This window comes from Nostoc sp. ChiQUE01b, from assembly GCF_034531255.1.
Taxonomy (GTDB): Bacteria; Cyanobacteriota; Cyanobacteriia; order Cyanobacteriales; family Nostocaceae; genus Nostoc.
Map to the genome: position 1 here is coordinate 65,634 of NZ_JAVRBM010000026.1, position 21,959 is coordinate 87,592.

Annotated in this window: 17 protein-coding genes and 2 pseudogenes; 11 read left to right on the forward strand and 8 right to left on the reverse strand. The window is 41.2% G+C overall.

Annotation, left to right across the window (positions count from 1 at the left end; all coding sequences use genetic code 11):
* Positions 1-32 precede the first annotated feature (32 nt).
* The 4 genes from RMY63_RS18520 to coaD form a co-directional block, all read right to left on the reverse strand.
* The gene (locus RMY63_RS18520) at positions 33-1,073 is read right to left on the reverse strand and encodes a VCBS repeat-containing protein (RefSeq protein WP_322730101.1); all 1,041 of its coding nucleotides are present in this window, start codon (positions 1,071-1,073) and stop codon (positions 33-35) included.
* A gap of 408 nt (positions 1,074-1,481) precedes the next feature.
* Positions 1,482-1,808 (reverse strand): Ycf66 family protein, encoded by a 327-nt coding sequence (locus RMY63_RS18525; RefSeq protein WP_322730102.1) that lies wholly within the window; start codon positions 1,806-1,808, stop codon positions 1,482-1,484.
* 150 nt (positions 1,809-1,958) lie between these two features.
* Positions 1,959-2,627, reverse strand: coding sequence for a DivIVA domain-containing protein (locus tag RMY63_RS18530; protein ID WP_322730103.1), 669 nt, complete (start codon positions 2,625-2,627; stop codon positions 1,959-1,961).
* Positions 2,537-3,088 carry a pantetheine-phosphate adenylyltransferase gene (gene coaD, locus RMY63_RS18535; protein WP_322730104.1) on the reverse strand — a complete coding sequence of 184 codons (552 nt, stop codon included), beginning with the start codon at positions 3,086-3,088 and terminating at the stop codon, positions 2,537-2,539. The genes RMY63_RS18530 and coaD overlap by 91 nt, the downstream gene beginning before the upstream one ends.
* Before the next feature lie 165 nt (positions 3,089-3,253).
* Between coaD and RMY63_RS18540 the strand changes: the two genes are divergently transcribed.
* From RMY63_RS18540 to argJ, 8 genes and pseudogenes are all read left to right on the forward strand, one after another.
* On the forward strand, positions 3,254-3,607 hold the full coding sequence (locus RMY63_RS18540; RefSeq protein WP_322730105.1) for a zinc ribbon domain-containing protein: 354 nt from the start codon (positions 3,254-3,256) through the stop codon (positions 3,605-3,607).
* A gap of 401 nt (positions 3,608-4,008) precedes the next feature.
* Positions 4,009-4,884 (forward strand): prolipoprotein diacylglyceryl transferase, encoded by an 876-nt coding sequence (gene lgt, locus RMY63_RS18545; protein WP_322730106.1) that lies wholly within the window; start codon positions 4,009-4,011, stop codon positions 4,882-4,884.
* A 263-nt stretch (positions 4,885-5,147) separates the two neighbouring features.
* Positions 5,148-5,972: a precorrin-4 C(11)-methyltransferase gene (gene cobM / locus RMY63_RS18550; protein ID WP_322730107.1), complete on the forward strand. Its 825-nt coding sequence runs from the start codon at positions 5,148-5,150 to the stop codon at positions 5,970-5,972.
* Between the two features lie 1,151 nt (positions 5,973-7,123).
* Positions 7,124-7,621: pseudogene (locus RMY63_RS41825) on the forward strand (PAS domain-containing protein); the annotation flags it as partial.
* 84 nt (positions 7,622-7,705) lie between these two features.
* Positions 7,706-8,053 (forward strand): annotated as a pseudogene (locus RMY63_RS41830) (PAS domain S-box protein); the annotation flags it as partial.
* A complete protein-coding gene (locus tag RMY63_RS41835) occupies positions 8,030-8,719 on the forward strand; it encodes a sensor histidine kinase (protein WP_416212532.1) in 690 nt (229 codons plus the stop codon). The pseudogene RMY63_RS41830 and the gene RMY63_RS41835, both read left to right, overlap by 24 nt.
* A gap of 18 nt (positions 8,720-8,737) precedes the next feature.
* The gene (locus RMY63_RS18560) at positions 8,738-10,267 is read left to right on the forward strand and encodes a response regulator (protein WP_322730109.1); all 1,530 of its coding nucleotides are present in this window, start codon (positions 8,738-8,740) and stop codon (positions 10,265-10,267) included.
* 277 nt (positions 10,268-10,544) lie between these two features.
* On the forward strand, positions 10,545-11,708 hold the full coding sequence (argJ, locus tag RMY63_RS18565) for a bifunctional glutamate N-acetyltransferase/amino-acid acetyltransferase ArgJ (RefSeq protein WP_322730110.1): 1,164 nt from the start codon (positions 10,545-10,547) through the stop codon (positions 11,706-11,708).
* Positions 11,709-11,977: 269 nt separating this feature from the next.
* Here the strand turns inward: argJ and RMY63_RS18570 are convergent, their stop codons facing one another.
* Positions 11,978-12,874: a hypothetical protein gene (locus RMY63_RS18570; RefSeq protein WP_322730111.1), complete on the reverse strand. Its 897-nt coding sequence runs from the start codon at positions 12,872-12,874 to the stop codon at positions 11,978-11,980.
* 159 nt (positions 12,875-13,033) lie between these two features.
* Here RMY63_RS18570 and RMY63_RS18575 point away from each other — a divergent pair, with 159 nt between their 5' ends.
* Positions 13,034-13,627 carry a hypothetical protein gene (locus tag RMY63_RS18575; protein WP_322730112.1) on the forward strand — a complete coding sequence of 198 codons (594 nt, stop codon included), beginning with the start codon at positions 13,034-13,036 and terminating at the stop codon, positions 13,625-13,627.
* 372 nt (positions 13,628-13,999) lie between these two features.
* Positions 14,000-16,240 (forward strand): CHAT domain-containing tetratricopeptide repeat protein, encoded by a 2,241-nt coding sequence (locus RMY63_RS18580; protein WP_322730113.1) that lies wholly within the window; start codon positions 14,000-14,002, stop codon positions 16,238-16,240.
* A 352-nt stretch (positions 16,241-16,592) separates the two neighbouring features.
* On the opposite strand, the gene RMY63_RS18585 is transcribed toward RMY63_RS18580, so the two are convergent.
* The 3 genes from RMY63_RS18585 to RMY63_RS18595 are packed head-to-tail and all read right to left on the reverse strand — an operon-like array spanning position 16,593 to position 20,319.
* Complete coding sequence (locus RMY63_RS18585) at positions 16,593-18,782, reverse strand: xanthine dehydrogenase family protein molybdopterin-binding subunit (protein WP_322730114.1); 2,190 nt, start codon at positions 18,780-18,782, stop codon at positions 16,593-16,595.
* Between the two features lie 12 nt (positions 18,783-18,794).
* Entirely contained in the window at positions 18,795-19,784 is a 990-nt protein-coding gene (locus tag RMY63_RS18590) for a xanthine dehydrogenase family protein subunit M (protein WP_322730115.1), read from the reverse strand.
* A complete protein-coding gene (locus RMY63_RS18595) occupies positions 19,771-20,319 on the reverse strand; it encodes a (2Fe-2S)-binding protein (RefSeq protein WP_322730116.1) in 549 nt (182 codons plus the stop codon). The genes RMY63_RS18590 and RMY63_RS18595 overlap by 14 nt, the downstream gene beginning before the upstream one ends.
* A 114-nt stretch (positions 20,320-20,433) precedes the next feature.
* Here RMY63_RS18595 and RMY63_RS18600 point away from each other — a divergent pair, with 114 nt between their 5' ends.
* Entirely contained in the window at positions 20,434-21,651 is a 1,218-nt protein-coding gene (locus RMY63_RS18600; RefSeq protein ID WP_322730117.1) for an NAD(P)/FAD-dependent oxidoreductase, read from the forward strand.
* Positions 21,652-21,959 lie beyond the last annotated feature (308 nt).

Below are 21,959 nucleotides of genomic sequence, written 5' to 3' on the forward strand. Positions count from 1 at the left end.
AGGTGACATTGGAGGCAATGACAAACAAACTATTAAGCTAGAGCGACATAGACATCAGCATTTCCAAAACCAACAATATCATTGCGACCATCGCCGTTGATATCGCCAAGTTGACGCGGATATTGGTTAAAGCTAGTCCATCCGCCATCAACCACAGAAAAATTATCGCTTTGAGCGACAAATATCGGACCGAAAGTACCATTGGTTTGGCCTAGAGCGGCGTAGACATCACTATTTCCAAAACCGACGATATCATCGAGACCATCGCCGTTGATATCAGCAAGCTGACGCGGATATTGGTTAAAGCTAGTCCATCCGCCATCAACCACAGAAAAATTATTGTCCTGAGCAACAAATATCGAACCGAAAGTGCCATCACTTTGACCTAGAGCGACGTAGACATTATCACTTCCAAAACCGACGATATCATCACGACCATCGCCGTTGACATCACCAAGCTGACGTGGATATAGGTCAAAGCTAGTCCATCCGCCATCAACCACAGAAAAATTATTGTCCTGAGCGACAAATATCGAACCGAAAGTGCCATCACTTTGACCTAGAGCGACGTAGACATCACTATTTCCAAAACCGACAATATCAGCGCGACCATCGCCGTTAACATCACCAAGCTGACGCGGATATTGGTTAAAGCTAGTCCATCCGCCATCAACCACAGTAAAATTATTGTCCTGAGCAACAAATATCGGCCCGAAAGTGCCATTGCTTCTACCTAGAGAGACGTAGACATCACTATTTCCAAAACCGACAATATCATCGCGACCATCGCCGTTTACATCACCAAGCTGACGTGGATATAGGTCAAAGCTAGTCCATCCGCCATCAACCACAGTAAAATTATCGCTTTGAGCAACAAATATCGGACCAAAAGTGCCATTGCTTTGACCTAGAGCGGCGTAGACATTACTATTTCCAAAACCGACAATATCATCGCGACCATCGCCGTTGATATCACCAAGCTGACGCGGATATAGGTCAAAGCTAGTCCATCCGCCATCAACAACAGTAAAATTATTGTCCTGAGCGACAAATATCGAACCGAAAGTACTCATTATAGTGCTCCTTTAATGAATGATCTTGCGGGTAGTAAAACCACGTACCTATTAACTATTCAGTTTTAGTTCCGGGGACTACGGTAATCATTTACAAACCTTTACACGGTAATATTGCTATGACAGATTCTAACTACCAAGCGATGACTGATGAAGAGTTACGGGACTGGGTTCGCTAGTCTCTCAAAGATGTAGAAGCTTTCCACATTCTCATGGATAGATTAGAGTAACGTCCAAAAGTGTTTTGCAGCACAGATGAAGAAATTGAAGCCGAATTACAAAAACGAATTAACCAATCGCGATCACAGTGAAGCATATTGGAGATTAGGTACTTTTTTCATTACCCAGTACCCATTTTTATGATTTTTCAATACCAATGTTATTAATTAAATTCTCTCAATGTTAAAATCATCTATTTCTGTAAATTGCATTAATTACAATATCTTTGATAAGTAGGTAAATAGTTAATAAGCTCAATAAAAGTTGCCCAAATTGAAGAATTGGATCTAACCGCCAGCCTTGAAAAACCAAAATAAATCCGCACAATAGCATTATAATTGGCGTAAATATCGCTTGGATAATATAAAGTGCTAAAGCCCAACTCGTAAGTCTTGCTCCGCGTTTGACCAGCCAAAATACCATAAAAATTAAATAAACTACTCCTAAAAGCAAATAAATAAGTCCCAGTATACTAGCTGAATTTGCTCCAAAGTTAACTTGAGCGAAAGTAAGCATCTATTAAAAATCCTGTTTAATTACAAGCCAAAATTTTAAACCTATTACCAGTTAGGTATAGAAAACCAAAGGTCTTTATTTATAAAAATTGTTGGGTTAAGCAATAGCAAAACCCAACCGATAATTTTTCCTCATCTCTGGTTATAACCTCTATCTTTTTTTGCCAGGAGGTGAATTGCGCTGAGTGAGGTTATCAATTTGCAATTGTTGCCGTCCGTTGGTGATAACTCGCAACATCTCTTTAAGATCCTGCTCGATATTTCCCAAAATGCCATCGGCATAAGCATCAGCACCATCTTCAATTTCTTGAGCATGAGCGATCGCAGTTTGTCGCATCAGCTCTAACTCTTGCTGACAAGCATACCGCTTGCGCTCAATCTCGGCGAGGGTTTCTTGCATTATTCCCTCACACTCGTGTTGCACTTGTCGCCGCAGTTGTTCAGCTTCTTGTTGTGCCTGGTGAATAATATCGCTTTCAGCTAAAATTTGCGCTCTTTTTGCTTGTGCAGCCTCAACAACCTGCTGTCCATACTCTTCCGCCTCCAGCAGAATTTCGTCCTTTTGGTTGAGAACTGCTGCTGCTTCTTGAAAAAGGGATGGTAAAGCAAGGCGGATGTAATCAAGCTGATCTAGCAGCTTTTCTTCATCTATGAGTGTGCGTCCCGTCAGCGGAATCCTGAGACTAGAGAGAACCATTTCCTCTAGGCGGTTGAGTTCCTGCTGAATATCTATGCTTCCCTCTCCGCCGAGATATTCTTGAGAGGGGGGATTGCTTCCGTTGAGATTGGGTTCAACATTGGAGATTTCTGATTGTAGCATTGGTATATATCTAGGGCAATGTGTGGGGGAACGAGATGATCGATAGAGCCACCAAACCTTGCAATCTCTTTTACCACACTACTACTTAAAAAACTATACTCATTTGAGGTTGCGAGAAAAACTGTTTCTATTTGGGTAGAAAGAGTTTTATTGGTGTGAGCCATTTGCAGTTCCACTTCAAAATCTGACACAGCCCGTAAACCCCGGATCAAAACTTGTGCTTGTTGCATTTGAGCATAATTGACGGTAAGACCATCAAAGCTGTCTACTTCTACATTAGGTAGATGTTCTGTAGAAAGACGGATCTGATCTAGCCGTTGCTCCACACTAAAAAGTGGCATCTTGTTAGGGTTCCGTAGTACAGCGACAATCACCCGCTCAAACAGCCGACTACCGCGCTCTATGAGATCGAGGTGTCCCAAGGTAATGGGGTCGAAGCTACCAGGATAAATAGCAATCACAATTTTAAATATATCAAAGTTGTTTAGGTGATTATATTGAAACCATTTTGTTTAACTTACTCAAATCTACCATCTTGCGTTCTCGGTAAGGATGGTAAACTCAATTGTTTTAGCTTGAACCGACAGAAGCCCCGCACCATAGCTGAAAGCTTGGTGTCGGGATGAATGGCGGGACAACTTTTGAAAATTGGAAGATTTTTCCCCAGTTCTAAAACGTGTTCATGCTGTGGTTATGTTCTTGATGAGTTAACGCTCGATATTCGTGAATGGGACTGCCCATCGTGCAAAACTCATCATGACCGTGATGGTAATGCAACACTGAACATCAGAAATGAAGGAATTCGGATATTATCTATGGACGGAGGGAACCCCGTTCTTGCCGTGCCGAGGCGGAGTCAGACCACCTATCTGAAAGGAAAAGGGGCATCTGCCAATGACGCCGGAAGCCTACACCCTATCTGTAACTCAGATGGGTGTTCGGTAGTTCACTGGTACAAGTTATGCTCAACTAAGCGTTAGCAACTAGTGCAAGAGGCAGGAGGCAAGAGGCAGGGAGCTAGGAACTAGTATTTTTACTCAGCACTCAGCGAGAAGTTGGAGCGGAGGCTTCCTCCGTTGGCGAAGCCCGCCGTAGGCATCCAAACTTCGGTGACTCAGCACGGGCTAAACGCCCCGCTTCCGCTAACAGCACTTTCAAGGCAGGAGGAAAGAAAGCTTATAGCATAAGCCTTTACGTTATTGTTGACTGCATAGTTATTTCCACCACACTGCACTAGACTGCTAAATTTGAATACTGGATTTTTACCTACTTCACCACAACATTGTGGAGATTCAAGTATAGTTCCAGTATTCGAGACACCAGAAACTCCGTACTTAGCAAAGTGCGCGGGTAGTTAACGAACTTTTCTAGGTAATTTTTCATGGCACTGGATTTTCCCACTTTGCCCTTGGCGTTTCAATTTACTTCTCCAGGACCGATTCTGGTGAAAATAGGGCCACTAAGTATTCGTTGGTACGGCTTGTTAATTGCCACAGCAGTGTTAATTGGCGTCATCCTTTCCCAGAATTTGGCAAAGCGCCGTAACGTTAATCCTGAGTTGCTAGGCGATTTGTTCTTTTGGTTGTTGATTGGGGCAATTCCTGGCGCACGATTATATTACGTTTTTTTTGAATGGTCAAAATATGCCCCAACTCCAGGAAAAATTTTTGCGATCTGGGAAGGAGGTATTGCCATTCATGGAGCGATTCTTGGTGGCGTTGTGGCTGCGTTAATCTTTGCCAGAATCAAGCAGGTTTCTTTCTGGCAACTGGCAGATTTAGTAGCACCTTCGCTGATTTTAGGGCAGGCGATCGGACGTTGGGGCAATTTCTTTAATTCTGAAGCTTTTGGCGATCCTACTAATTTACCTTGGAAGCTCTATATTCCAGCAGACCATCGTCCTTTAGAATATGTTAGTTTCGACTACTTTCATCCCACCTTCCTCTACGAATCTTTGTGGGATTTAATGGTTTTTGCGCTACTAATAACGTTGTTTTTCCGGTCTTTGTCTGGTAAACCACGTTTGAAGGTAGGCACACTGTTTCTAATTTACTGGCCAGCCTACAGCTTAGGACGCTTGTGGATTGAAGGCTTTCGCACTGATAGCTTGATGCTGGGGCCATTACGGATGGCACAAGTAGTCAGTAGTTTAGGAATTCTATTAGGATTAGTTGGATTAGCTTGGCTTTACTTACTCAAACGCCCTTTACCCGATGTAGTTCCTACTCTTAAGGGAAATGGGGAGAGGGGGGGATGAGGAAGCACGGGGAGCAGGGGGGCAGGGGAGCAGGAGGAAAATTCTTATAACTCCTAACTCTTAACTCCTAACTCTTCACTCAGCACTCAGCACTCAGCACTGTTTTGCCCCATGCCCAATGTCCAAAAAATAAAAATAAAAAATGCCCCAGAGTATTCTCTAGGGCTTAACCAGGGTGCATCTACCATTACTCTCTACTAGGGGAAGAGAGTAAATCCGGAAAGATACTGAGAAAATACCAAAAAAATTTTTGAGGGATTGCCGTGTGTTCTTCTAAAAGTGAATATACAGAAAGCCTAAGTTATAAAAAAACACTAGATGCTGTAGAACCATCTGTGTATATTGTCGGAGCAGGCCCTGGAGATCCTGACTTATTAACGGTGAAGGCGCAAAAATTACTGGCTGTTGCTGATGTGATTTTATTTGCTGATTCTTTAGTACCCGAACAAATTTTAGAACTTTGCCGAAAAGATGCCGAGATAATTAGAACTGCGAATCAGACTTTAGAAGAAATTTTGGCGATTATGATCGATAGAGTGCGATCGCAGCACAAATCTCTAGTCCGTCTCCATTCTGGCGATCCTAGTCTCTACAGTGCCATCCACGAGCAGATGCATCTCCTAAGAGAGGAAAATATTCCTTTTGAAGTCATACCTGGGATCAGCGCCTTTCAAGCTGCTGCTGCCAAACTCAAAGTAGAACTGACTGTCCCTGGTTTAGTTCAAACCATTATTTTGACACGTATTAGTGGACGTACAGAAGTCCCCCCTGCCGAAGAATTAGCCTCTATGGCAGCACATCAGGCTAGCCTCTGCCTATATTTAAGTGCGCGTCACGTCGAAAATGCCCAAGCTAAACTACTCGAACACTATCCAGCCGAAACCCTGATTGCTATTTGCTTTCGCATTGGATGGCCCGATGAAAAAATTAGGGTTGTCCCCCTGAATCAAATGGCAGACTGTACTCATCAAGAAAAACTAATTCGCACTACACTTTATATAATTAGTCCAGCACTCTCAACAACAACAGGGCGATCGCATTTATATCATCCCGAACATAGTCACCTATTTCGCTCATCTCATCAGTGACGTACCCGACGCTGATGCGTAGCATACAGCGCGAGCTTCCCGTTTCATCCGCCGTTGCCACGTTAGGGCGCTAACCTACCCAAACTGAGGTGAGGTAGTGCTGAGTGCTGAGTGCTGAGTATAACCCCATAGTTAAAACTAGGGGATTGAAACAAGGACATATTGTCTTGAAAAATCGCTCCACTTGGGGCTTTGCCCAAGACCGCGTTTTTCGCTTTTTCACACCATGTCGTGTCCCCTTAAAAAATGTTTTTATTTTTTTCATAAATAAATTTAGGGGCTTGGGGTTCTGTATGCTGAGTGCAATTAATTTTACTTTTTACTCAGCACTCATAACTGGGCACTCAGCACTGTTTTAGTGAGGTAGCCCGAAAATACACGTATACAGCTAGATTAAAATTAGATTATTATATAACCGAAATATTACTGTGGTTTTTGAAGGTTTTTATATATGTAAATGGTTGATTTCAGAGGATATACGGTAACAATAACCAAAGCGATCGCGGTACTTTAATTTGAATAAATCTTATATTAGTCAGATTAAAAAACTTAGAGAAGATGACGAACACAGAATATAGAAGCTCAAGCTACTACTCGATTTTAGCCTAACACTAGTACAGTAAAACTCTGACGAATGCCAAACGTAGTTCTCCTTTAGAATCTGAGAGCCACTCTCTAGGCGTATACGCATCTATAAAAGGTCTGAGGTTAAAAACCTCTTCTTTCGCACTTCAGGTTTTGGTGAAGACTTGTGCAATGTGTAGGTTTTTATAATGGAATTTTTAAATAATTTTTTCTCTACTAGCGAGTTTATTCCCCACGGACATTGCTACCTCTGGAAACCAGGATTGGTGTGGTTGCATCTGATTTCAGATGTGTTAACTGGACTTGCTTACTATTCAATTCCAGTCATGTTGGTTTATTTTGTTCGTAAGCGGCGAGATATGCCTTTCGGCTGGATATTCCTAATGTTTGGCACATTCATCGTTGCTTGTGGCACAACTCATTTAATGAATATATGGACGCTTTGGTATCCTACCTATTGGCTATCAGGGTTACTCAAAGCTATCACCGCTTTTGTCTCCGTATTAACGGCTATAGAGCTTGTGCTATTAATGCCGCAGGTACTGACTCTACCGAGTCCTGCCCAGCTAGAGGCTGCAAACTACCAATTAGCCAAGGAAATTGCTGAACGCATACGGACTGAAGAGGTGTTGAGGGAAAGCGAACAACGCTGGCAATTAGCTTTGCGAGGCAATAATGATGGAATTTGGGACTGGAATGTTAAAACCAATGAAGTTTTCTTCTCAGCTCGCTGGAAAGAAATGCTCGGTTATGAAGACCACGAAATTTCTAACCATTTAGATGAATGCGTGACACGAGTGCATCCGAACGATCTTGACTGGGTGAAACAAGCGGTTCAAGATCACTTTGCTCAGAAAACACCGTTTTACATTACCGAGTATCGAGCTTTATGTAAAGATGGCACCTATAAATGGATTTCAGATCGAGGGCAAGCACTGTGGGATGATGATGGTAATGTAGTACGAATGGCAGGTTCGCATACTGACATTACCGATCGCAAGCAAGTAGAGGAGACACTAAATAACCTACTTAACCAATTAGAAAGCATGGTTGAGGAAAGGACAGCAGAGTTAACAAAAATCAATGAATCACTAGAGACAGAAATTACTGAGCGCCAGCGAATAGAAGAAGCATTGCGAGAGAGCGAACAGCGATTTCGGGCTGCATTCCATCAAGCTGCTGTTGGCATTGCCCATGTCGCAATCGATGGAAGCTGGTTGTTAGTTAATCAGAAGCTTTGCGATCTTCTCGGTTACACACTCGAAGAACTACAGTTGCTAACTTTTCAAGATATTACTCACCCAGACGATCTTAATACTAACCTGAAATATGTTGAGCAGATTTTAGCAGATAATATTCAAACTTACTCGATGGAAAAGCGCTATTTCCGCAAAGATAATTCCATAGTTTGGGTTAATCTCACTGTGTCTTTAATGCGCGAATCTAGTGGGGAGCCAAAATATTTTATTTCTGTGGTCGAAGACATTAACGAACGGAAAGCCGCGCAGTGCGAACGCAAGCAGTGGGAGGAGCAAATTAAAGCATCACTATTAGAAAAAGAGGTATTATTAAAAGAAATTTACCATCGGGTCAAAAATAATTTACAGGTTATTTCTAGTCTACTAAACCTGCAATCTGCCTATATCAAAGACCAAGAAGATTTGGTAATATTTCAACAAAGCCAGCAGCGGATTGCATCAATGGCTCTCGTACACGAAAAATTGTATCAGTCTCAAGACTTAGCAAGGATTAATTTTGGTGAATATATTAGAGATTTGGTAGCCAGTTTATTTACTGCTTATGAAGTCAATGAAGATGCGATCGCTTTGACAATCAATACCGAAGATTGTATTTTCCTCGGTTTAGATACAGCAATTCCTTGTAGCTTAATTATCCATGAGCTTGTATCAAATTCCTTAAAATATGCATTTACCAAAAGCATTAATGGTGCAATCAATATTAAAATTAATAAAATAATTAATAACAATTTAATGTTGATAGTTAGTGATAACGGTATTGGCTTACCACCAAACTTTGATTTTAAAAAAATTGCATCATTAGGATGGGAGTTGGTGGATGCCTTAACCCATCAGTTAGCAGGAAATATCAAGATTACAGGCTCTACTGGAGTAAAGTTTCAGGTGACATTTCCTTTACCATAAATACACAATTAATCAAAGATGACAAAGGCAAAAATTTTAGTTGTGGAAGATGAAGCTATTGTTGCTAAAGACTTACAATATCGGCTTAATAAATTTGGTTATACAGTGTCTGCTATTGCTTCTTCAGGAGAAGAAGCGATTAATATAGCAAGAGAAATATCTCCAGATTTAGTCCTGATGGATATCAAGCTTAAAGGGTCAATGGACGGGATAGAAGCTGCTGAAGAAATCTATAAGCGTTTGGATATTCCAGTAATTTATTTGACTGCTTATGCAGATGAAAACACATTAGAACGAGCTAAGATAACTGAGCCGTTTGGCTACCTAATAAAACCTTTTAAAGAAAGAGAACTACAAACAAATATTGAAATAACTTTGACTAAACATGGTTTGGAAAGGCAATTAAAAGCTAATAAAAAATGGCTTGATGCACTTTTAAAAAGTATCAGCGATGGTGTGATTGCTAGCGACTTACAAGATTTAATTACTTTTATGAATCCGGTTGCGGAAAATCTGACTGGATGGAAACAGGAAGAAGCTTGTGGTAGAAATTCCTCAGAGGTATTTAATATTGCTAATGGCGAAACTCATAACCCTATTGAAAGTCCGATTATAAAAGTTCTTCAAGATGGTATTATCGTTAATCTTCCCGCAGAAACAATTTTGATTACTAAAGATGGTGCAGAAATACCAATTGATGACAGCGCTGCACCGATTAAAGATGACAAAGATAAGATTACAGGCGCTGTATTAGTGTTTCGAGATATTACTGAGCGCAAACGAGCCATTGAGGCGCGTCAAAAGCAAATTGAGCAAGAACAACTTGTGGTGCAATGGGAAGAGATAAATCAACTTAAAAATGACTTTTTGAATTTAGTTTCTCACGAATTGCGATCGCCTCTGAGTAATATCAAGATGATGATTCAAATGATACAATTATCGAATAATACTGAGGATGCTCAACGTTATCTAAGATTAATGGAAAGCGAGTGCGATCGCGAACTAGAATTAATTAACGATCTACTAGACTTACAACAACTAGAAAGCTCATCCTATCCAGTTATTACACCTAATGCGTTGCTCTTACAACAGTGGTTACTTTGGGTTATCGAGCCGTTTCAAATTCGTGTTCAAGAACATCAGCAAACTCTACAGTCGAATCTTTCTGCAAATCTCCCGCCGCTATTCTCAGATGGCATTAGCTTGGAACGCATCGTAGTAGAATTGCTCAATAATGCCTGTAAGTACACACCTGCGGGTGGTGAAATTGTCTTAAGTCTAAGTCACAATTCCTCGGAAGCGCCTGCAAAAACAATTATTACTGTCAGTAATTCAGCAGAAATTCCGGTAACAGAGTTACCACGGATATTTGATAAATTTTATCGTCTCCCCAATGCAGATATCTGGAATCAAGGTGGTTCGGGATTAGGTTTATCTATAGTACAGAAATTAGTCGAACAATTGCAAGGAAACATTCAAGTAGAAAGTGGCAATGGATGGACTACATTCACTCTTACATTAACTGATTTATATAGCAATCCGATTTGATTCAGTGAATTACTCGTAGAGACTAGGGAAGGTGGGGCCCCCTTTGGGGATAAGGGGTAATGGGGACTCTTAAGAAGGAATAAAGGTGTACTGTGACATTCACGCTTGCCATTATGTCCTAACCTATATGACTACGGCTATAAAACTTCATAAATTTGATTGTTCTTCATGTTGGGTTTTACTGTCATCCAACCCAACCTGCATTAATAGATTTTATGTTAATTAATTAACCATACTTGATATGAGATAATTAAAGCAAATTATTAAATATCAAAAAATGTCATTAACTATATCTTCCACACCTCAAGGTTTTAGTGCATTCATCACTAATTTGGGAATACGAGATACAACTGATGATTTTGTATTTATTAAATCATCAGTTCCTTGTGTTGCAGATGGAGTGTTCACTCAAAGTCTTTTTGCTGGGCCAAGTGTTACTATTAGTCGTGATAACTTAAAAGATTCACAAGCACAAGGAATTGTCGTTATATCTAAAAATGCAAATGTAGCTAATGGTTCTGTTGGCATTGCTGACGCCCAAGAGGTTCTGCAATTAGTTGCAACTGAAACTGGAATTGCTGCACATAATATTGTGATAGCTTCTACAGGTGTAATTGGCAGACGTTACCCGATTGAAAAAATCCGGGGTGGTTTATTAGGATTGGGTAAAAAATTGACTGATGCTGATTTTCATGCTGCTGCTCGTGGTATTATGACCACCGATACAGTAGCGAAAATAGCTACACGGCAAATAGGAAATGCCAAGCTAGTAGGAATTGCCAAAGGTGTTGGCATGATTGAGCCTAATATGGCTACACTCCTAACTTTCTTTTTTACTGACGCTGCAATTTCTGCAAATAACCTTCGTTCTATTTTTCGCTCTACTATAGATAAAACTTTTAATTGCCTGAGTGTAGACACTGACACTTCTACTAGTGACTCTGCCGTGATTCTTGCTAATGGAATAGCTGGTGAAGTTTCAGAACCAGATTTGAAGAATGCATTGCAAGAAGTTGCACAGGAATTAGTGCTGAAAATTGCACGAGATGCAGAAGGTGCTACTAAGATAATTGAGGTAACTGTAGATTCAGCGATTAACTATGCACAAGCTAAAACAGTAGCGAAAGCAATTGTAAATTCACCATTAGTAAAAACTGCTGTTTACGGAGCAGATCCGAATTGGGGAAGAGTTGCTATGGCTATAGGCAAATGTGAAAACGAACAGCAGATAAATCCAGAAAGAGTTGTTATTAGTTTTGATAATGTGAAAGTTTATCCTAGTAGCTTAACTGAGGCAAATCTAGAACAGTTACGGCAAATTATGTCTAAAGATAAAGTAGATATTCATGTTAGTCTTAATATTGGCGATGCTTCTGCAACTGTATGGGGTTGCGATCTTTCAGAGGGTTATATAGAAATTAATGGTAAATACTCAACTTGATTAGACTTGTTGCACAAATGTAAAATTTGCCCTCATCTCCCAACCCCTTCTCCCAATTTTGGGAGAAGGGGAGCGAATTTTAAAGTTACTCTGCCAATACAAGTGGAAACTAATTGAGTTAAATATCTCCTAAGTTTAAGAGTACGTTGCCACTGGTTCATCAAATTTTTCCTTTGAATCTGGAGTATTTAAAATTAGATCCTGTAAAGGGTTATTATAAAACGGTGGCTAAGAAGAAATATTTTTTTCTCAATAACTTATTTAAGATATCAAGGAGAAGTAGTTTTAGAAAGTTCTGGACTGCGAATGATGATATGTCCCTTATCACTTTCTTGAATAGCTAAAACTGACGGTAGCTCATCAGATTTTGCATTTTGGGGCAATGCTCGAAATAAATAAATCCAGCCGCCACGTTCTAGGAGTAAGCGCCAGACTCTCGGTTGTTTTGGATTGCTGATATCATTATCTTCCCTACCTCGCAAGTCATCGAATAAACCGCGATGCCTCCGGCGGGCTACGCCAACGCCAATTATGCGATAACCTTTCAAAGATGGATCGGCAAATATATCATCAAGTTTGCGCCCCACAGCAAACTTTTCTTCCGGTGTAATTAACGCTACAACAGGTAAAGTGGAGTTTTGACCCGCGTCTCGTCGTGCATCTGCAATGCCTTGCCAACGAGCTAACCAAAATATCACAATTAATACCCAGGATACTATTACTATCTCATTGACTAGCGATCGCAGAAAATCAACTGAACGCAGTTGTCCAGAACTAAATTCAGCTAGAGACTTTAGCTGTTTAGCTGTCCATGAGCGTTTGTGTTGAGTTGCAGAGATGATGCGACTAACTAGTAATTGGCTGGCAGAGACTACCGTATCACTGATGATTTTAATTAACCATAACGTTGCCTGAATTGCGATCGCAGCGATAAAAAATGCGATCGCTGTTTTGCATATTGCCCAACCATCTCCCAGAAATATTTGCAGGGGAACTATCAAAAAAGACTGTGCAGGTAAGTCGAGAGTATTGACTTCTAGCTGAAAAAAGTAGAAGTATGACCAACGGTAAATCCAGCCTGCAAAGAAAAGCGCCGCACCCAGTAAGCCAACTACACTTGTGAATTTACCTAAAATATTGGTTTCCTGGTTAGGGGTTTGGGTCATAGGGGAGATGGGAGATGAGGGAAACAATCTCGTAACTTCAGGCTCAGATCCCTTGCTTCTTAAAGAAGTCAGGGATCTTGTTGTGATTTTACAAAAATTATATATATGCTTTGGAAGTTTAATGAGAAAGTTAAATATAGTCAAATATACTGTAAAGCCATGAAAGCTTTTTTCCAGGGATGGGTTGTGGCAATCTTAGTAATGGCAGCAGCGATCGCAGGAAACATCAAAACTGTAATGGGACAGGATATCAAGAGAGAAAATTTCTTGTTGGCACAGACACCAGTCAATGCAGATGAATTAGAACTTGCAGTGGCATTACCAGAGTTAGCAGAGGTCATGCTCAAAGGGGGTGAGTCAAGCAGTGGTCGAGTAATAGGAATTGATGCACAAGGGCAAGCACTATCAATTCAGCGTAGTGATAAAACTGCCACAATTCCCCTGAGCCAAATTCAAAGAGTAGTCTTCAAGAATGGGGCGTTAGTTTACAGAAGCAATGGGCGGCAAATTATCCGGGGTGAGCGCGATCGTCCTATAGGTAAACTAGTAACTTGGAGTGGTATACCTCTAAATACTTTTACGGTAAAAAATCCTACTCAGGGTCAAGCAGTGGTGAAGCTCAAACCACCTGTAGTTTCCACAGCACAGTTGCAGGGTATTCAGTCAGTGGCGAGAAATCGGCAATATGTGGTAGATGAAATCCAGTTTAATTCGCAACAAAGAACAATCACTATTCTGGCAAAACCTTATTAATCGTTAATTATTTGAGCAACATGTTCTTTACGATCACTTCAACGTTAGTAACTACAGCTTCAACGTTAGTAACTACAGCTTTAGCATTAATAACTACAGCTTTAGCATTAATAACTACAGCTTTAGCATTAATAACTACAGCTTCAACATTGATAACAAACGATTCAGTTGTTTTAACAACAGCTTAAGTATTTCTTATAGTAACATCAGCGTTAGTAACAACAGCTTCAGCATTAATAACAAACGCTTAAGTTGTTCTAACAACAGCTTAAGTATTTGTTATAGCTGCTTCAACGTTAGTAACCACAGCTTCAACATTCCTAACTACAGCTTCGCCTGATGCTCAATGAAAACTGATTATATCTGTAATATATGAAAAAAATTCTCACCAGTTTTTTGGCTTTGGGTATTTGTCTAACGCCTATAACAGTGATGCTGATAGCTCAACCCACCTGGGGACAAACTCAAAACTCCCAAGCGCAAGAAGCAGAAAGACTGTTAGAGCAAGGGATAAAACTGACACAGCAGCAGGAACACCAACAGGCAATACAAATATTACAACAAGTTCTAACCATTGCACGAGAACTCAAAGACCAAAAACTGGAAGCAACTGCACTACTTGGGCTTGGCTTTAACTACGACGCATTAGGAGAAAAGCAAAAAGCACTCAATTTTTACAACCAAGCTCTGCCCCTTATTCGTGCTGTGGGCGATCGCTCTGGTGAAGCGACTACACTCAATAACATTGGTGGAGTCTACTCCGCTTTAGGAGAAAAGCAAAAAGCACTCGATTTTTACAACCAAGCTCTGCCCCTTATTCGTGCTGTGGGCGATCGCACAGGTGAAGCTCGTACACTCAATAACATTGGTAAAGTCTACGACGATTTAGGAGAAAAGCAAAAAGCACTCGAATTTTACAACAAAGCTCTGCCCCTTTGGCGGGCTGTGGGTGATCGCTCAGGTGAAGCGACTACACTCAATAACATCGGTCTAGTCTACGACGATTTAGGAGAAAAGCAAAAAGCACTCGAATTTTACAACCAGGCTCTGCCCCTTATTCGGGCTGTGGGCGACAAGGCAGGTGAAGCTCTCATTTTGGGCAATATTGGTGGACTCTTCCAAAGTACAAATCGACCAACTGAAGCTATTACTAATTTAGAACAATCTCTCCAAATAAGCTTAGAAATGCGCCGGGGTTTACAACGGGAAAATCGCCAAAAGTTTTTACAAGAAAACGATGCAACTGCTTTAGTCAATGTCCTCATTGATCAAAAAAAATACGCTCAAGCCTTTGAATGGGTTAACCTATTCACTACAGCCGACCTTGCTGATTATACTCGCCTGATTAATGCCAAAGTTGCCAATCCAGAAGCACAGAAAGCCCTTCATGACTGGAGTAAAAAAAATCAACAATTGGAATCTCTGCGACAACAACTGCAAAGCGATCGCTCCGAAAGCTTACCCCAACAAATTCGGCAATTAGAAGCTCAAGTTTATTCAGAAACTGAAAATATTTCTCGCCGTTTCCCTGAAGTAGCAGAACTATTTGAAACTACACCCGCAGATATTAAAAACCTTACATCTTCCATCCCCGCAGGAACGGTTGTAGTTCAACCTGTCTTGCTGACTAATGTAAGAGATATGCCCAATAATGTTGCCTTTTTTATCTTCACTAAAGGCGAGTTGAGCGTTATTAAAAAATCTATTGACCCCACTGAATTTAATAAACTTATCACTCAATACTTGAAAGAGGTACAAGATGACAGTGATTCTAGCTACACTGAAACTGGCGGCAAACTTTATGATATTCTTATTCGTCCTATAGAAAACAAAATTAAGGCTTTATCCCCCAAAGAACTGAGTATTATTGCTACTGATCAACTGCGCCATTTACCTTTTGAAACTCTTTACGACAGTAAAACCAACCAATTTCTGATCCAGAAATATCCTGTCAACTATCTCACTCGCATTTCTAATAATTCCCTAAAATCTCCAGGTGTGCAAAATGCTGTATCCCGCAAAACACAAGCTGTTTTAGCATTTGGTAATCCAGTAACCAGTAACCCGCAAAATCTCCCGGGTGCAGAAGCAGAAGTCAGAAATATTAAGGAAATACTCCCAGACAGTGAATTTTATATTAATAAAGAAGCTACCTTAGAAAAGTTTAGATCCCAAGCTTTGCGTTTTTCCTTTTTGCACTTAGCAACTCACGGCTGTTTTCAAACTGAAGATTGCAAAAAAGTCAATTTAAAAAATAATACGTTACTATTTGCTGACAAACCCTTAGACATTGCCAATGCTGCTCTTTTAGGTTTACAAGGCACACAATTGATTACTCTTAGTGCCTGTCAAACTGCTGTAGACACTAATAATGGTGAAGGTATTGCAGGAGTTGCTTATATATTTGAGCGGGCTGGTGCTAAAGCTGTGATGGCAAGTTTGTGGACGGTTGATGATGAAGCAACTCAAGAATTGATGGTTGATTTTTATCAGAATCTCAAGCTAGGTATGACCAAGGGGGAAGCTTTGCAAAAAGCGAAGTTGAAGCTAATTGCAGACCATCGCCATCCTTTTTATTGGTCGCCATTTGTGTTGATTGGCGATGCACGCTAAAGTAATTCGTAATTCGTAATTCGTAATTAAAGTTAATTTAGAGCCAAGGCGAATGGAATTTGCGGCTACACAGGCAAAGTCCGCCTCCGTGGACTAAAAGGTTATTTGAAAAGTGGTTGGCTGTGATGTTAGGCACTAACTGATCCCCCCTAGCCCCCCTTAAAAAGGGGGGAACCGGAATCAAAGTCCCCCTTTTTAAGGGGGATTTAGGGGGATCTAGAATGTTTTGTTACCGATAAGAAAACTTTTCAAACATCCTCTAAGAAAAATTGAGGGTTTGAAACCTACGGAGGTGGGTTTTGTTTGTGTAGACATGGTTTATAACCGCCGACTTTACTACAAACAGATTTACTCACAGCAACTTATCTGGTGTAATTGGCAGATTGCGAATCCGCTTACCTGTGGCATGATAAACTGCATTAGATATAGCAGCCGCTACCCCAACAATCGGAAGTTCCCCCAAGCTTTTGGTTCCTAGTGCATTCACATAAGGATCGTGTTCTTCAATAAATTGCACTTCCATATTGGGGATATCTGCATGAACGGGTATCAGGTAATCGGAAAGGTTAGTACCAACTATTCTGCCGTGATTAGCATCCATTACAGTTTTCTCCATCAGCGCCATCCCAATTCCCCAGGTAATCCCGCCGATAACTTGACTCCGTGCTGTCTTGAAGTTGAGAATTCGCCCTGCATCATAAACGCCTACGCAACGTCTAACTTTGATTTCTCCTAACAATTCATCAACTGCAACTTCGACAAATATCGCCCCAAATGAGTGTTTGGCGTATTGTTGGCTTTCTGGGTTGAGTGAGGATTCCTCTGTAAATTCTAAACTTTCTAATCCATGACGGCGCAGAATATCAGTGTAGCTGTCTCGCTTCGATGGGTCTTGTTTTAAGAATATTTCCCCTGACTCAACGGTAATATCTTCTGCTTGCAAACCATAAAGCAGAGAATTTGCATCTGCGATCGCCATTTTAATTATCTTATCCCGTGCCGCGATCGCTGCTTTATATACCGCCGGGGAAACACTCGCAACGGTAAGTGAGTTCCCTGTAATCGGGGCTTTAGGAAGATTAGTATCACCTAATTCAAACTGCACTGGTAATCCCAAGACTTCAGCAGCTACCTGCGTCATCACTGTATAAGTACCAGTACCGATGTCTTGAGTACCACTTTGTACTTTCACTTCTCCAGTGGCAAAAATTTCTACCTTAACTGATGCAGTTCTAGCATTGGTGGGAAATGTCGCACTTGCCATTCCCCAACCAATCAGGAAATGATGATCTCGCATGGAACGGGGAACTGGATTGCGTTGTAACCAACCAAAAATTTCTGCCCCTTTTTGATAACATTCTTTCAGAGATTTACTTGACCAAGGTAATCCTTTATGCGGATCGATATCTGCATGATTTTTTAATCTTAGTTCAATTGGGTCGATATTTAAGGTGTATGCCAATTCATCCATTGCCGATTCTAAGGCAAACATTCCCGGCGCTTCTCCTGGCCCTCGCATAAAGGTTGGTGTGCCGGCGTTGATGCGTCCCAAACAGTATTTAATTTCCAAATTGGGACAGGCGTACATCATTGTTGTTGCTGCACCCACTGGTTCGGCAAAGTCATCAAACAGGGAAGTTAAAGATGTCCCAATTTGCTCGATCAGGGTTAGTTTACCTTCTTTGGTTGCACCTAACGTTAGCTGCTGCTGAGTTTCGGATCTGTGGCCGCAAGCAGTGTACATTTGCGATCGCGTTAGCACTACTTTTACAGGGCGTTTTACTTGACGAGCTGCGATCGCTGCTAAAATAGTATGCGATCGCAACAGTGCCTTACAACCAAATCCGCCGCCTAAATATTTGGAGATGACGCGGACATTTTCTTCGGGAATATTCAGAATAGATGCAATTCGGCTTTGGGTTGCAGAAACGCCTTGAGTGGTTTCATACAGCGTCAAATTATCCCCTGACCACATTGCGATCGTTGCAGAAGGTTCTAGGGGATTATGATGTTCTATTGGCGTGGTATAAACTTGCTCTACTAAGACATCTGCCTGTCCTTTCCCCGATTCAACATCCCCTCTGGTGATTTTAGCTGGCACCATGCCAAAAAATATTGATTCGGGTTCAAATATTTCTACACGTGCCATTGTGACTGTCGGAATGGCTTCCTCGTAGATAATTTTTATCCTAGAGGCAGCAGTTTCGGCTTCTTCTAAAGTTTGGGCAATTACAATCCCCAGATGTTGACCATCGTAGTAAATGTTATGGTCTTTTTCAGTTGACTGAGGTTGTGGAGGGCCAAAGAAGGGTATTTTTACCAGAGATGGGGTTTGTTGGTAAGTAACGACATCTAGCACACCAGGGGCGACTGCGGCTGCGGATGCGTCTATTTGGATAATTTTACCACTGGCGATCGCGCTTTGAAAAATCACTCCATAAGTTAAATTCTCTATTGGCACATCGGCTGTGTAAGGTGCTTCTCCCGTTACTTTCAGTCTGCCATCAACGCGATCGAGTGGTTTCCCAATAATTTTATTCATATCAATTAATTATTACTCCTCTTCCTTGTCCCCTTGTCCCACAACTGAGAGTGCGCGTACCAAAGCGCGTTTGACTAACTCAATTTTGAATTCATTGTGTGTTTGCGGTTTTGCTTCTTTGACGGCTGCTTCTGCTGCGGCTGTAAAGATATCTTCGTTAATTGCTTTCCCTTTTAGAAATTCCTCAGCTTCCCAAGCACGCCAAGGTTTGGGTGCTACTCCCCCAAAAGCGATGCGTGCTGATTTTATCGTGTCTTGTTCTATATCTAAAACAACAGCTACAGAAACGAGAGCAAATTCGTAAGAGGCTCGATCTCTTACTTTTAAATAATAGGACTTATATGCAAAATCTGGAACTTCAATAGCAACAATTAATTCTCCAGGCTGTAATAGAGTTTCTTTTGCTGGTGTTTCGCCTGGTAAGAGATAAAAATCATGAATTGAAATTCGCCGTGCTTTCTCTATTCCTTGGATGCAAATTACTGCATCTAATGCCGTCAAAGCTACAGCTAAATCGGAAGGATGAACGGCAATGCAATGTTCACTAGCCCCGAAAATAGCGTGCATTCGATTGTAACCTGTAATTGCCGAACAACCTATACCGGGAGTGCGTTTATTACAAGGAAAAACCGGATCGCGAAAGTAGCCACAGCGGACTCGTTGCAGTAAATTCCCGCCGACTGTTGCCATATTTCGTAGTTGCGGTGAAGCGCTTTGTAATAAAGCTTGGCTAATTACGGGATAACATTCTTGAATTTTCGGATGAAAAGCCACATCGCTCATTCGAGAAATAGCACCAATGCGGATTCCCTGAGATTGAGATTCAACATTTGCTAAGGGCAAACTATTAATATCAATTAATATATTCGCTGTTTGGACTCCATCTTTCATTAATCCCAGTAAATCTGTGCCACCAGCAATAAATGCAGCAGTTTTGTCTTGCTCAACTGTGGCGATCGCAGTCTCTTGTGAAGTAACTTTAGCATAACTAAATGGCTGCATCTTCCATTTCCTCTAGCACATCCCGAATTGCCGCAATAATATTTGGATATGCTCCACAACGGCAAAGGTTTCCACTCATCTTTTCTCGAATTTCTATTTTAGATTTTGGTGATTCTTCTAATATCATCCCTACGGCTGATACAATTTGACCCGATGTGCAGTATCCACATTGAAAAGCATCATGGGTGATAAAGGCTGTTTGCATGGGGTGGAGTTTACCATCTTGTGCTAATCCCTCAATTGTGGTGATTTCAGTACCGATGTGCATGATTGCTAGAGTCATACAAGAGTTAATTCGCCGATTATTAACTAATACAGTACACGCACCACATTCACCGCGATCGCAAGATTTTTTAGTGCCCATCAAACCTAGCTTTTCTCGAAGTGCATCTAGTAATGTCACACGAGGTTCTATCTTCAGGGAGTAAGATATATTATTAACATTTAGTGATAATTCTACTTCCTCTGAACCGAATATTTTCGTTTCTGGGGTAAATGAATCTGAAGTTATTAGAGCTAAGGAATTTTTTTCCATGTCTCATGTAGATAATAATTACATCATTTACTATAGTAGCGATAAAAAGTCTACGGTTGTTCTAAGTTGACTTCCTGACATTTATAAATCGAGAGTGAATTCTGACTTAATAATATGAACGCAAATCTCACTCAGAAATTATCCCAACCTATAGTAGAGAAAGTTGCGATTGTCGGTGCTGGCCCAGGCGGTTTGGCTGCTGCGATCGCACTGAGAAGCCAAGGGATAGAGGTTCAAGTATACGAAAAAGCCCAAGAATTTCGTCCGGCGGGAACTGGACTAGGACTAGCTCCGAATGGCTTGAATTTTCTAGATGCGATCGCACCAGGAATTGTCGAAACCCTCAAAAGTTCAGGATGCGAAGTTCACCACACGGTTTTAAAGAATATTCAGTCTGAGACAATCCGAACTAACGCAACTAAATATTTAGAGCAACAATATGGACAATCGTTGTTAACTATTTGGTGGTATCGTCTACAGCAAGTCTTAGCCTCTCAATTGCCATCTGATATCATTCATCTCAATCATCGCTGCATCGGCTTTGAGCAAGATGCAAACGGTGTGGAAATTCATTTTGATGGCGAAAAATCAGTAGATGCAGATTTGCTGATTGGGGCTGATGGCGTTAACTCTGTGATCAGAGAAACTTTATTTGGCGAGGGGAAACCTAATTATATCGGTAGTATGTGTTGGCGTGCCGTCATTAAGTATCGCCACGAGCTATTTAATGACTATGAACTAGTTTTTGTCAAAGGCAATCAACAGTTTATGTACCTTCTGAATGTGGGCGGCGGCTATACCAGTTGGATTAGTCGGAAGTTCTCGCCTGAGTACTCCCTTTCTCACAGCGCTGATCAAGTGAAGTCTCGTATTCTCCATGAATTAGCCGACTGGGATGAATCCTTCCGGGCGGTGGTAGAAGGGACACCAGCCGCGGAAATTTGGGAAGGGCCGATTTGCGTAGGCGTAGCCCGCCGTAGGCATCGCCCACCGTTAACTCAATGGAGTCAAGGCAGAGTCACTCTCTTAGGCGATGCGGCTCATCCAATGGCACCTGCAATGGGACAAGGAGCCAATACCACTTTTGAAGATGCATACCAACTACGAGAGTGTTTTTCTGATTCAGCTAATCTGCAAGAAGCTCTGACTAGCTACGAACAGTGTCGCATCGAGCGGACAAAACTCATTCAAGCTCGTAGTGCCTTGGGTGAAATGCGATACTATGACATTAACACCGTGGCATCTAACGGGCAGACGCAAGAGCGTCAAATGAGTCTTAATGATGATTTTCACAAATGGGTGTATAACTTTAAGCCATCTGTAAAAAGTTAAATTCTAGTGTGGTATTAAGAAGCTTACTTTTATCACAGCAAGCTCTAATCTTATCGAGTAATTTAAGCCTATCAGAAGTGACTGTTTTTAGTCAAGCCCTCAAACACAACAAATTCGTTGAATAATTGAGAATTACTCGCACAAAATCAATATAACTTAATCTAATTGTTAATTTTTATGAAAAGCTAATAGTTATCCAATATAGGAATCATATTTGATTTCTGAAATTATCTACGTAGCTGGGGATGGTGGGGCCCCCTCTGGGGATAAGGGGTAATGGGGAGTAGGGAGTAGGGAATAGGGCTGAA

Bases quoted from the DNA above. Each gene is read 5' to 3' on its own strand.
- RMY63_RS18560 (WP_322730109.1), top strand. From the start codon at position 8,738: ATGACAAAGGCAAAAATTTTAGTTGTGGAAGATGAAGCTATTGTTGCT.
- lgt (WP_322730106.1), top strand. From the start codon at position 4,009: ATGGCACTGGATTTTCCCACTTTGCCCTTGGCGTTTCAATTTACTTCT.
- RMY63_RS18530 (WP_322730103.1), bottom strand. From the start codon at position 2,627: ATGCTACAATCAGAAATCTCCAATGTTGAACCCAATCTCAACGGAAGC.
- RMY63_RS18570 (WP_322730111.1), bottom strand. From the start codon at position 12,874: ATGACCCAAACCCCTAACCAGGAAACCAATATTTTAGGTAAATTCACA.
- RMY63_RS18580 (WP_322730113.1), top strand. From the start codon at position 14,000: ATGAAAAAAATTCTCACCAGTTTTTTGGCTTTGGGTATTTGTCTAACG.
- RMY63_RS18600 (WP_322730117.1), top strand. From the start codon at position 20,434: ATGAACGCAAATCTCACTCAGAAATTATCCCAACCTATAGTAGAGAAA.
- RMY63_RS18520 (WP_322730101.1), bottom strand. From the start codon at position 1,073: ATGAGTACTTTCGGTTCGATATTTGTCGCTCAGGACAATAATTTTACT.
- RMY63_RS18590 (WP_322730115.1), bottom strand. From the start codon at position 19,784: ATGCAGCCATTTAGTTATGCTAAAGTTACTTCACAAGAGACTGCGATC.
- RMY63_RS18540 (WP_322730105.1), top strand. From the start codon at position 3,254: ATGGCGGGACAACTTTTGAAAATTGGAAGATTTTTCCCCAGTTCTAAA.
- argJ (WP_322730110.1), top strand. From the start codon at position 10,545: ATGTCATTAACTATATCTTCCACACCTCAAGGTTTTAGTGCATTCATC.
- RMY63_RS18525 (WP_322730102.1), bottom strand. From the start codon at position 1,808: ATGCTTACTTTCGCTCAAGTTAACTTTGGAGCAAATTCAGCTAGTATA.
- RMY63_RS18595 (WP_322730116.1), bottom strand. From the start codon at position 20,319: ATGGAAAAAAATTCCTTAGCTCTAATAACTTCAGATTCATTTACCCCA.
- RMY63_RS18575 (WP_322730112.1), top strand. From the start codon at position 13,034: ATGAAAGCTTTTTTCCAGGGATGGGTTGTGGCAATCTTAGTAATGGCA.
- RMY63_RS18585 (WP_322730114.1), bottom strand. From the start codon at position 18,782: ATGAATAAAATTATTGGGAAACCACTCGATCGCGTTGATGGCAGACTG.